We start from the raw sequence: 11,436 nt of genomic DNA on the forward strand, positions 1-11,436 counted from the left end.
TGCGCCGTTGCCGCCGAGGTAGGACTTCAGGAACGTGTCGTCGTCGAGGTGTGCCGACCACGTCGCGACGAAGTCGCTGACCTCGGCGGCCGAGAAGCTGCCGCAGGTCGGTGCGGTGGCGTCGGCCAGTGCGGGCGGTGCGCCCACGAGCGGCGCCACGAGCACCGCGGCGAGCGCGCCGGCGAGACGGCGGGTGGACGGACGACGGGCGTGCAGGCGTGCGGGGATACGCATGCGACTTCCCCCCATAGAAAGTCGACATCACGCAACGGAATCGCCGATGCTGGACGAGTTGGCGTGATCGGAACGAGCGGCCCATTTCCGGCCGCGCGGACCATAGCGCCGAGCAATTCCTGACCGCAACCTTTTCGGCACGCAAGGAACGGATGATCGTCTCGGATTGTCCGACGGGGGGACGACCAGCCGACGGAGCGCGGCGCGTGCGAGCGGGGGTTCAGATCGCCCGGGCGCGTCCTGCCCAGTCGGCGTCGCGCAGCTTGCGCTTGTACAGCTTGCCGTTGTCGTCACGTGGCAGCTCGGCCATGTACTCGACGATCTTCGGGAGCTTGTACTTCGCCAGCCGCTGCGCGGCGAAGGCGCGGATGTCCTCGGTGAGCTCGTCGGTCGGCTCGACGCCCTCGGCCGGTTGTACGACGGCCTTGATCGCCTCGCCCCACTGGTCGTCGGGCACGCCGTAGACGGCGACGTCGGCGATGGCCGGGTGCATGACCAGCTCGCCCTCGATCTCGGCGGGGTAGATGTTGACGCCGCCGGAGATGATCATGTCGCTCTTGCGGTCACAGAGGAACAGGTAGCCGTCCTCGTCGAGGTAACCGATGTCGCCGACGGTGAACAGCTCACCGCGCCGCGACTCGCGCGTCTTCTCCTCGGCCTTGTGGTAGGCGAAGGACGAGCCGCCCATCTGCATGTACACCAGGCCGGGCTGGTTGGGCGGCACCTCGTCGCCCTGCTCGTCCAGGATCTTGATCACCGAGTACGACCACGCCTTGCCGACCGAGCCCGGCTTGTGCAGCCACTCGTCGGCGAAGATCGTCGCGCCACCGCCCTCGGTGGCGGCGTAGTACTCGACGACGACCGGTCCCCACCAGTCGAGCATCGCCTTCTTGACCTCGGTCGGGCACGGCGCGGCGCCGTGGATCATCGTGCGCAGCGACGACACGTCGTACTTGGCGCGCACGTGCTCGGGCAGCGCGAGCAGCCGGGTGAACTGCGTCGGCACCATGTGGCTGTGGGTGACCCGGTAGGTCTCGATGAGCCGCAGCATCTCCTCCGCGTCGAACTTCTCCATCAGCACCGCCGGGTGGCCGAGCTGGATCGAGATGCCGACGAAGTTGAGCACCGCCGTGTGGTAGAGCGGCGAGCCGCAGATGTGCACGTTGTCGTCGAAGGGCTTGATACGGAAGCCGGCGAAGAAGCCGGCCGCCTGCACCGGCACGACATCCGGGTTGGCGCCGGTGAGCGGGCGCTTCACACCCTTCGGCTTGCCCGTCGTGCCGGACGTGTAGACCATCGGTGCACCCTGGGTGCGCACGCCGGGACGGCCGCCGTCGTCCTCGAGGTCGGCGAGCGGACGGAACCCGTCGATCGACCCGACGGCGAACCGGGCGTCGGCCGGGAGCGACGCCGCGGCGATGCCCGCGGCCTCGGCGAAGCGCTCGTGACCGACGAACGCCTTCGCCTCCGAGTCCTCGACGATGTAGGCGACCTCCGGCCCGGTGAGGTGCCAGTTGATCGGGACGATGTAGAGGCCCGTCTGCATCGCCGCGAAGTACAGCGCGACGAGTTCGATGCTGTTCGGCAGCATCACGACCAGGCAGTCGCCGGTGGCCAGGCCGAGCCCCTGTAGGCCGCGTCCGTACCGGTCGGCGGCGGCAGCGAGCGCGCCGTAGGTGATCTCGCGACCCGAGGGGTCGACCAGCGCGAGGCGGCCCGGTTCGTCGCGGGCGATGTTCCACAGTCCGGTGTCGGTCACGCGGCAAATCTAGAACGTGTATCAGTTCTCGACAAGGGCAGCTTCACCATATGAACACGGCTCTCTTGCCGCCGGAATAAGAACGTGTTTCACTCAGCCGGTGACAGCCGTCGAACCGCTGAGCGCACCCATCACGTTGACCTTCGACTACACCCGGTCGCTCGGCCCGGTGTTGAGCGACTTCATGACCGGCCTCGCCCGCGGTCAGGTCCGCGGTGTGCGCGCCGCGGGCGGTCGGGTGATCGTCCCGCCGGTCGAGTACGACCCGGTGACGCACGCGCCGCTCACCGAGCTCGTCGACGTCGCGGACACCGGCGTCGTCGAGACCTGGAGCTGGATGCCCGAGCCGCTCGAGGGGCAGCCGCTCGAACGGCCGTTCGCCTGGGCCCTCATCCGGCTCGACGGCGCCGACACCGCACTGCTGCACGCCGTGGACGCGCCAAACGAGGCGATGCGCACCGGGCTGCGCGTGCGGGCCCGCTGGGCCGACGAGCGCGGCCACGGGCTGCGCGACATCGTCTGCTTCGAGCCGGACGACGGGTCGGCCGTGGCCCGGCCCGCGACGGTCGCCGAGGTCGAGGCGCTCGACATCCTGATCACCCCGATCCGCATGCAGGTGCAGCACTCGGCCTCGCCACAGGAGATGAGCTTCCTGACCGGCCTCACCGAGGGCCGGCTGGTCGGGCAGCGGTGCCCGAAGTGCCGCAAGGTCTACATCCCACCGCGCGGCGCGTGCCCAGTCGACGGTGTGCCGACCGACGAGGACGTCGAACTCCCCGACCGCGGCATCATCACCACCTTCTGCATCGTGAACGTGCCGTTCATCGGCCAGCGCATCCAGCCGCCGTACGTCGCCGCGTACGTGCTGCTCGACGGCGCCGACATCGCCTTCCTGCACCTGATCCTCGAGTGCGACGCCGCCGACGTGCGCATGGGCATGCGGGTCGAGGCGGTCTGGAAGCCACAGGACGAGTGGCAGCCGAACCTCGGCAACATCACCCACTTCCGCCCGACCGGCGAGCCGGACGCGCCGTACGAGTCGTTCAAGGAGCATCTGTGAGGAGCCTCCAGTGAGAGACGTCGCCGTCATCGGGTTCTCGCAGACGCCGCAGTGGCGGCACGCCTCGCACGCCACCACGAACGGCGTCGAGATGCTCGTGCCGATCCTGGCCGAGGTCTACGAGCGGCTCGGCATCACCAAGCACGACATCGGCTTCTGGTGCTCAGGGTCGTCGGACTACCTCGCCGGTCGTGCGTTCTCGTTCATCTCGGCCGTCGAGGCCACCGGCCCGGTGCCCCCGATCAACGAGTCACACGTCGAGATGGACGCCGCCTGGGCCCTCTACGAGGCCTGGGTCAAGATCCAGACCGGTGAGGTCGACACCGCGCTCGTCTACGGCTTCGGCAAGTCGAGCGCCGGCAACCTGCGCCGCACGCTGTCGCGCCAGCTCGACCCGTACACGCTCGCGCCGCTGTGGCCCGACTCGGTGAGCCTCGCGGCGCTGCAGGCCCGCACCGGCATCGAGCGCGGTCTGTGGAGCGAGCGGGCGATGGCCGAGGTCGCAGTGCGTGCCCGGCGCAACGCCGAGACGAACCCCTACGCGCAGTTGGTCGGGTCGAAGGACGCCGACGAGCTGCTCGGCGAGCCGTACCTCGCCGACCCGCTGCGCCGGCACGACTGCGCGCCGATCACCGACGGCGCCTCGGTGATCGTGCTGGCGGCCGAGGGACGCGCCACCGAACTCGCCCAGCAGGCCGGCACCCGCCCCGCATGGATCACCGGCTTCGCCCACACCATCGACTCGGCGCAGCTGGGTCTGCGCGACCTCACCGAGTCGCCGTCGACCGCAGCGGCGGGTCGTGCTGCAGGCGCCACCGGTGTCGAGGTCGCCGAGATCATGGCGCCCTTCACCCATCAGGAGTTCATCCTGCGCAGCGCGCTCGACCTCGGCGACGACGTGCGGATCACGCCGTCGGGCGGAGCGCTCGCGGGCAACCCGATGTTCGCGGGAGGTCTCGTCCGGATCGGTGAGGCAGCGGCGCGCATCGCCGACGGCTCGGCGGGTCGTGTGCTCGCGCACGCGACCTCCGGGCCCGCGCTGCAGCAGAACATCGTCTGCGTCATGGAAGGACGGGACTGACATGACGAAGGTGCGAGCCGCCGTCCTCGGCACCGGCCAGACCCACCACCGGGCCAAGCGGCAGGACGTGTCGATGGCCGGGCTGCTGCGCGAGGCGGTCGACCGCGCGATGGCCGACGCGCAGCTCGGCTGGGACGACATCGACGCCGTCGTCGTCGGGAAGGCGCCCGACTTCTTCGAGGGCGTCATGATGCCCGAGCTCTACCTCGCCGACGCCCTCGGCGCGGTGGGCAAGCCGCTGCTGCGGGTGCACACCGCCGGGTCGGTCGGCGGCTCGACCGGCATCGTCGCGGCGTCGCTGGTGCAGTCGGGCGTGCACCGACGCGTGCTCGCCGTCGCGTGGGAGAAGCAGTCCGAGTCGAACGCCATGTGGGGCCTGTCGATCCCGGTGCCGTTCACGATGCCCGTCGGCGCCGGCGCGGGCGGCTACTTCGCGCCGCATGTGCGCTCGTACATCCGCCGCTCGCAGGCCCCCGAGCACATCGGTGCGATCGTGGCCGCGAAGGACCGCCGCAACGGCGCGAAGAACCCGCTCGCCCACCTGCAGCAGGCCGACATGACGGTCGAGAAGGTGCAGGCTTCACAGATGTTGTGGGCACCGATCCGTTTCGACGAGACGTGTCCGTCGTCCGACGGCGCGTGCGCCGTGGTGATCGGTGACGAGCAGGCGGCGGCCGCGGTCAGCAACCCGGCGTGGATCCACGCCACCTCGATGCGCACCGAGCCGACGACCTACGCCGGGCGCGACCAGGTGAACCCCGAGGCCGGTCGGCTCGCCGCCGCCGCGCTGTGGAAGCAGGCCGGCATCACCGACCCGCTCGACGAGATCGACGTCGCCGAGATCTACGTGCCGTTCTCGTGGTTCGAGCCGATGTGGCTCGAGAACCTCGGCTTCACCGGCGAGGGCGAGGGCTGGAAGCTCACCGAGGCGGGCGAGACCGACCTCGGCGGACGCCTCCCCTGCAACCCGTCCGGTGGCGTGCTCTCGTCCAACCCGATCGGTGCGTCGGGCCTCATCCGTTTCGCCGAGGCGGCGAAGCAGGTGATGGGCAAGGCCGGCGACTACCAGGTCGACGGCGCGCGCAAGGCGGTCGGCCACGCCTACGGTGGCGGCTCGCAGTACTTCGCGCTCTGGCTGGTCGGAAGCGAGCGTCCCGAATGAGCGACCGCAAGTTCACCCTCGCGGTGGCGATGAACCCGCTGGACGAGGTGGTCGCGCTCGCGCAGATGGCCGAGGAGTGCGGCTTCGCGTCCATCGCGCTGCCGGACTCGCTGTTCTACATGGAGCACGCCGCCGAGAAGTACCCCTACACCCCCGACGGCGGCCGGTTCTGGACGCCCGAGACGCCCTGGCCCGACCCGCTCGTGCTGGCCGGCGCCATCGGCGTGGCCACCACGACGATCCGGTCGTACACGCAGGTCATGAAGCTCGCGTCGCGCAATCCGCTGCTGCTGGCGCGCCAACTGCTCACCGTCGCGGCGCTGACGAAGAACCGCTTCGGTTTCGGCATCGGGATCGGCTGGTCGCCCGAGGAGACCCGCTGGTGCGGCGCGCCCTGGGAGGGCCGCGGTCGTCGGGTGGACGAGATGCTCGACGTCATCGAGCTCGTGCTCGGCGGCGGCATGGTCGAGCACCACGGTGAGTTCTTCGACTTCGACCGGCTGCAGATGTCGCCGGCCCCGACCGAGCGCATGCCCATCTATGTCGGTGGTCATACCGACATCGCGCTGCGCCGCGCGGCTCGCTACGACGGCTGGACGTCGGCGATGATCAAGTACGACGACCTCGTCGACGTCATCGCCCGGCTCACCAAGCTGCGCGCCGATCTCGGCCGCGCCGACCAGCCCTACGAGATCCAGGCCGTCTGCATCGACCGGTTCGGGATCGACGGCTACCGCGAGACCTTCGACGCCGGCGTCACCGACATCATCACGATGCCCTGGTTGTTCTACGGTGCCGGCTACGACGCCCCGCTGCAGGCCAAGCTCGACGGCATCCGGCGCTTCGCCGACGAGACGATGACGAAGGCGCTCGCGTGAGCGCCCCGCCCACTCCGTCAAGCACAGCGTCCCGCATCGACTGGAAGGCGCCCTCGCGGGCCCCGCACCCGGCGCGTGACGCCGCCCTGCGTTCCTACGAGGCGGTCATCGCGAAGGACAAGCAGGCCTGGCTCGACAACTTCGCCGACGACGGCTGGATCGAGGACCCGGTCGGGCCGTCGATCTTCGACCCCGAGGGCAACGGCCATCACGGGCCCGAGGGGCGCGCGGCGTTCTGGGACCTCACCATCGCCACGATCGACACCTTGGTCTTCGAGATCACCGACTCGTTCGCGGTCGCCGACGAGTGCGCGAATGTCGGCACGATCCACACGACGCTCGCCAACGGCTGGCGCGCGCACACGACCGGCGTCTTCCTCTACAAGGTGGACGCTGCGGGGAAGATCGTCTCGCTGCGGGCGTTCTGGGAGTTCGACCGGACGATGGCGAGCAGCGAGGCCCCGCCCGCCTGAACCACCGCTTGGCCCCACCCCCAGTCGTTCCGGACGCGGCCGGACGACTGGAGCTGGGGACAAGCGGCATCTCGTCGTGCAACATTCCGGAGGCCGCGGTCATCCGAGGGGTGTGATCACTCCGATCGACCGGGCGGCCCGGGAGGATGCGCGCGTGGACTTCGAGGCGTACGTGTCCGAGCGGCGCCGCGCCCTGTACCGCTTCGCCGTCGTGCTCACCGGCGACCCGGTGCTCGCCGACGACGTCCTCGCCGACACCCTGACCAACGCCTACGAGCGATGGACGCAGGTGAGCAGCGCGGGCAACGTGCACGCCTACGTGCGCCGCATGCTCGTGAACGAGTACCTCGGCTGGCGACGCCGGTCGGCGCGCATCAGCCTGCGCGACGACGTCGGTGACCTCGGCTCGCCCACGCCCGACCACGCCGACGGTCACGCCGTCGCCGCCGACCTCGTCGCCGAGCTGCGGCGCCTGCCACCCAAGCAACGTGCCGCGATCGTGCTGCGCTACTACGAGGGCCTCTCGTTCGCCGAGATCGCCGGCCTGCTCGGCGGCGGCGAGAACGCGGTGCGCAGCAACATCTCGCGCGGGCTGCAGCGCCTGCGCGTCCAACTCGTCGACCCCGACCTCTCGCCCACGGAGGCACCGTCATGACCGCACCCCGCACCCGCGCCGACCTCGACGCCGCCTTCGCGCTGCTCGAGCGTGTGGCCGACCGGACCTACGACGAGCAGCCGACCGAGCAGACTCCGCTGCCGGCCGAGCCGCACCCGTCGCGCGGCCGCCAGCGGCTGCTGACCGTGGCCGCCGCTGCGGCCGTCGTCGCACTCGCCGGCGGCGTCGCCGCGCTGACGCGCAGCACCGATCACCCTGCCGCGCCGGCCGGCCGATCGGACGCCCCCCCGATCACCTCGACGGCGTCGACGGCCCCAACCGCCGCGCCGACCACGACGCGAGAGGCAGTGGACCCGCGGGTGCTGCCCTTCGCGCTGCACCTGCCGGCAGCGGACCAGCTCGGCATGACGGCCCGGCAACCGGACGGCAGCGCCGCCGCCACCATCGTCACGCCATCGGGCCCGGTGAACCTCGTCGTCGACCCGCCGACCGGCGTCGACCGCCGGGTCGCCACCACCCAGGCCGAGCCGGTCGACGTCGACGGGCACCAGGGTTGGTACGGCGCCGACATCGGCCTGACCTACACCGTGCCCGACCCGACGAACTCCCCCGGTGCGAACCCTCCGTCGTCCGGGACGCCGTCCGGCGCGCTGTCGGGGGCGAGCAGCGGACCGTCGGCCGCGCCGTCCGACCCGGGCCAGCGGGCCGTGGCGTGGCAGTACGACGGGCACGCCTGGGCGGTCCTCATGATCGACACCCCGATCCTCGACCGCGACCAGCTGCTCGCCCTTGCCCGCGGCATCGACTTCGGCGCCACCACGGCGATCACGACGCCGCTGGGATTGCACGACCTTCCGCAGGGCGTCCAGGTCACGTCGATCGCCAGCACGGTGCGCGGCGAGGACGGCACGCCGACCTACGACGCGACCATCGACCTGCGTTGGGCCGGACACCGTGACGAGATCACGCTGCAGGTCGCACTCGCCGTGTCGCCGCCCCGCGGGGCGACACCTGCGGGCGTCGAGGTCGCCGGCCACCCGGCGGTGTCCGCGCCGGGCTACGGGCGACAGGTGTTCGCCGACCTCGGTCACGGCGCCCACTTCGTCGCGACCGCCGTCCTGCCGACCGACGGATCGTCACTGACCGTCGAGCAGTTCGACGCCATCGTCCGGGCCGTCACCCTCGTCGACCGTCCCGACCGCCCGGACACCTGGCTCGACGCCCGCACCGCGCTCCCCTGAGGCCTTGTCCCGTAGCTCCAGGTTCTCGAGGCGCCTTGTCCCGCGGCACCGGGACGTTCCGCCCGGATCTCCCGGAGCTGCGGGGCAAGGCGCGCGTCCGCACGCCGGGTCGCACCGGCATTCAGTGCGGGACGGGGCACTTCCCGTACGACACCGGCAGGTGCTTGATGCCGTTGAGCCAGCCCGACCGCAGCCGCGCGGGCTCACCGAGCATCGAGATGTCCGGCAGGTGGTCGGCGATGGCGTTGAAGATCAGGTTGATCTCGACACGGGCGAGGTTCGCACCGATGCAGTAGTGCGCGCCGGTGCCACCGAAGCCGAGGTGCGGGTTCGGGTCACGCAGGATGTCGAACTTGTACGGGTCGTCGAAGACGTCCGGGTCGAAGTTCGCGGCGGCGTAGTAGAGCCCCACGCGCTGGCCGGCCTTGATGAGCTGGCCGCCGATCTCGACGTCCTGCTTCGCGGTGCGCTGGAACGCCACCACAGGTGTTGAGTACCGGACGATCTCGTCGGCCGCGGTGTCCGGCCGCTGCGCCTTGTAGATCTCCCACTGGTCAGGGTTCTCCATGAACAGCACCATGCCGTGGCTGATCGCGTTGCGCGTCGTCTCGTTGCCGGCGACCGACAGCAGGATGGTGAAGAACCCGAACTCGTCGGACGTGAGCTCGTTGCCGTCGATGTCGGCGGTGACCAGCTTGGTGACGAGGTCGTCGCGCGGGTTGGCCTTGCGGTCCTCGGCCATCTCCATGAAGTAGCTCAGCATCTCGAACGAGGCGGTCTGGCCGTCCTCGGGGTCGTACTCGGGGTCGTCGTAGCTGACCATCCGGTTCGACCACTCGAAGATCTTGTGGCGATCCTCCTGCGGCACGCCGAGGAAGTCGGCGATCGCCTGCAGCGGCAGCTCGCACGCCACCTCGGTGACGAAGTCACCGGTCGGGTTCTGCTCGGCCCGCTCGACGATGCTGCGCGCCCGCTCGCTGAGCACGTCCTTCAACGCGTTGATGGCCCGGGGCGTGAAGCCCTTCGAGATGATCTGGCGCATGCGCGTGTGCTGCGGCGCGTCCATGTTCAGCAGGATGACCCGCTGCATCTCGATCTGTTCGCGCTCCATCTGCTCGTTGAAGCGGATGATCGCGCAGTTCTCCCAGGACGAGAACACCGCGTCGTTGCGCGAGACCTCCTTGACGTCCTCCCAGCGCGTCAGCACCCAGTGCCCGTCGTCGTCGAAGCCGTCGCGGTGCACCGGCTGCGACTGCCACCAGACGGGCGCGGTGCGACGCAGTTCGTCGAACTCGGCCCGCGGCAGCCGCTGCGCGATCATGTCCGGGTCGTTGATGTCGAAGTCGACGGGGAGATTGGGCAGCGCCACGGTCGGGCCTCCGGTGTTCTGGAACACGTTCTAGTGAGGATGAAACCACACGAGGGCCGGTTCGCAAACCTTCGGTTGCCACGAAACGAGAACACGTTCTACTGTTGGCGGACACGCGTCGGAGCGGCGCCGGAGAGGACGGACACCGTGGGACGACCGGTCATCGTCGAGGCCGTACGCACGCCGATCGGGCGGCGCAACGGCTGGCTCAGCGGCCTCCACGCGGCCGAGGTGCTCGGTGCGGCGCAGCGGGCGCTGGTCGAGCGCGCCGGCATCGACCCGGCGCTCGTCGAGCAGATCGCCGGTGGCTGCGTCACGCAGGCGGGCGAGCAGTCGAACAACATCACCCGCACCGCCTGGCTGAGCAGCGGCCTGCCCTGGACGACCGCCGCGTTCACCATCGACGCCCAGTGCGGCTCGGCCCAGCAGACGAACCACCTCATCGCGGGCCTCATCGCCGCCGACGCGATCGAGGTGGGCATCGCCTGCGGTGTCGAGGCGATGTCGCGCGTGCCCCTCGGCGCGAACCGCGGCGAGACCGGGTCGCCCCGGCCGGACTCGTGGGACATCGACATGCCCAACCAGTTCCTCGCCGCCGAGCGCATCGCCGAGCGGCGCGGCCTGACCCGCGACGACCTCGACGCCTTCGGCCTCGCCTCGCAGCAGAAGGCGCAGCAGGCGTGGGACGAGGGACGCTTCGACCGTGAGGTCGCACCGGTCGTCGCGCCGGTGCTCGACGACGACGGCAAGCCGACGGACGAGAGCCGCACGGTGACGCGCGACCAGGGCCTGCGGGCGACCACGGCCGAGGGCCTCGCCGGGCTCAAGCCGGTGTACGAGGGTGCCCGCCACACCGCGGGCACGTCGTCGCAGATCTCCGACGGCGCGGCCGCCGTGCTGATCGTGGACGAGGACCGTGCGCGTGCCCTCGGCCTGACGCCGCATGCCCGCATCCGCACGCAGTGCCTCGTCGGCGCCGAACCGTACTACCACCTCGACGGCCCGGTGCAGGCGACACAACGGTTGTTGGAACGCTCGGGCATGGCCATCGGCGACATCGACCTGTTCGAGGTGAACGAGGCCTTCGCCTCGGTGCCGCTGTCGTGGCTGCAGGTGCACGGCGCCGACCCCGACCGGCTCAACGTCAACGGCGGCGCGATCGCACTCGGCCACCCGGTGGGCAGCACCGGCTCGCGGCTCATCACCACCGCGCTGCACGAACTCGAGCGACGCGACGCGTCCACCGCCCTGATCACGATGTGCGCCGGCGGCGCACTGTCCACCGGCACCATCCTCGAGAGGGTCTGACATGGCCGACACGTCCACCGGTCTCACCGACACCGTCGCCGCGCCGGTCGAGCAGATCATCGCCACGCTCACCGACTTCGAGTCCTTCCCCGAGTGGCAGGCCGCGGTCATGGAGTGCGAGGTGCTCGAGCGTGACGCCGAGGGCCGCGGCAGCCGCGTGCGCATGAAGGTCGACGCCAAGGTGAAGAAGGTCGGCTACGTCGTCCGCTACACCTACGACCTGCCGAACGGGCTGCGCTGGGACCAGGAGTCGGG

The 11,436-nt window shown here is 70.5% G+C and carries 11 protein-coding genes and 1 pseudogene; 9 read left to right on the forward strand and 3 right to left on the reverse strand.

Annotation, left to right across the window (positions count from 1 at the left end; translation table 11 throughout):
• Window positions 1-234 (reverse strand): annotated as a pseudogene (locus tag ACTHMS_RS19345) (hypothetical protein); the annotation flags it as partial.
• Window positions 235-454: 220 nt separating this feature from the next.
• Window positions 455-1,993, reverse strand: coding sequence for an acyl-CoA synthetase (locus ACTHMS_RS19350; RefSeq protein WP_440308297.1), 1,539 nt, complete (start codon window positions 1,991-1,993; stop codon window positions 455-457).
• 100 nt (window positions 1,994-2,093) lie between these two features.
• Here ACTHMS_RS19350 and ACTHMS_RS19355 point away from each other — a divergent pair, with 100 nt between their 5' ends.
• The 7 genes from ACTHMS_RS19355 to ACTHMS_RS19385 all read left to right on the forward strand — a co-directional run bounded on the left by ACTHMS_RS19355 (window position 2,094) and on the right by ACTHMS_RS19385 (window position 8,504).
• A complete protein-coding gene (locus tag ACTHMS_RS19355; protein WP_440308298.1) occupies window positions 2,094-3,053 on the forward strand; it encodes a Zn-ribbon domain-containing OB-fold protein in 960 nt (319 codons plus the stop codon).
• Between the two features lie 10 nt (window positions 3,054-3,063).
• The gene (locus tag ACTHMS_RS19360) at window positions 3,064-4,134 is read left to right on the forward strand and encodes a thiolase domain-containing protein (RefSeq protein ID WP_440308299.1); all 1,071 of its coding nucleotides are present in this window, start codon (window positions 3,064-3,066) and stop codon (window positions 4,132-4,134) included.
• A gap of 1 nt (window position 4,135) precedes the next feature.
• A complete protein-coding gene (locus tag ACTHMS_RS19365; RefSeq protein WP_440308300.1) occupies window positions 4,136-5,296 on the forward strand; it encodes a thiolase domain-containing protein in 1,161 nt (386 codons plus the stop codon).
• The gene (locus tag ACTHMS_RS19370) at window positions 5,293-6,174 is read left to right on the forward strand and encodes a TIGR03619 family F420-dependent LLM class oxidoreductase (protein WP_440308301.1); all 882 of its coding nucleotides are present in this window, start codon (window positions 5,293-5,295) and stop codon (window positions 6,172-6,174) included. The genes ACTHMS_RS19365 and ACTHMS_RS19370 overlap by 4 nt, the downstream gene beginning before the upstream one ends.
• Complete coding sequence (locus ACTHMS_RS19375; RefSeq protein ID WP_440308302.1) at window positions 6,171-6,647, forward strand: nuclear transport factor 2 family protein; 477 nt, start codon at window positions 6,171-6,173, stop codon at window positions 6,645-6,647. Before ACTHMS_RS19370 ends, ACTHMS_RS19375 begins: the two co-directional genes overlap by 4 nt.
• A gap of 154 nt (window positions 6,648-6,801) precedes the next feature.
• Entirely contained in the window at window positions 6,802-7,302 is a 501-nt protein-coding gene (locus ACTHMS_RS19380; protein WP_440308303.1) for a SigE family RNA polymerase sigma factor, read from the forward strand.
• Entirely contained in the window at window positions 7,299-8,504 is a 1,206-nt protein-coding gene (locus tag ACTHMS_RS19385) for a hypothetical protein (protein WP_440308304.1), read from the forward strand. Before ACTHMS_RS19380 ends, ACTHMS_RS19385 begins: the two co-directional genes overlap by 4 nt.
• Before the next feature lie 121 nt (window positions 8,505-8,625).
• Here the strand turns inward: ACTHMS_RS19385 and ACTHMS_RS19390 are convergent, their stop codons facing one another.
• Complete coding sequence (locus tag ACTHMS_RS19390) at window positions 8,626-9,873, reverse strand: cytochrome P450 (RefSeq protein WP_440308307.1); 1,248 nt, start codon at window positions 9,871-9,873, stop codon at window positions 8,626-8,628.
• 147 nt (window positions 9,874-10,020) lie between these two features.
• Here ACTHMS_RS19390 and ACTHMS_RS19395 point away from each other — a divergent pair, with 147 nt between their 5' ends.
• Both ACTHMS_RS19395 and ACTHMS_RS19400 read left to right on the forward strand, forming a co-directional pair.
• Window positions 10,021-11,181 carry a steroid 3-ketoacyl-CoA thiolase gene (locus ACTHMS_RS19395; protein WP_440308305.1) on the forward strand — a complete coding sequence of 387 codons (1,161 nt, stop codon included), beginning with the start codon at window positions 10,021-10,023 and terminating at the stop codon, window positions 11,179-11,181.
• A gap of 1 nt (window position 11,182) precedes the next feature.
• The coding region (locus tag ACTHMS_RS19400; protein WP_440308306.1) for an SRPBCC family protein at window positions 11,183-11,436 on the forward strand (254 nt) is incomplete at its 3' end.

The sequence above is a fragment of the Jatrophihabitans sp. genome, from assembly GCF_051960575.1.
Lineage (GTDB): Bacteria > Actinomycetota > Actinomycetes > Mycobacteriales > Jatrophihabitantaceae > JBQCEE01.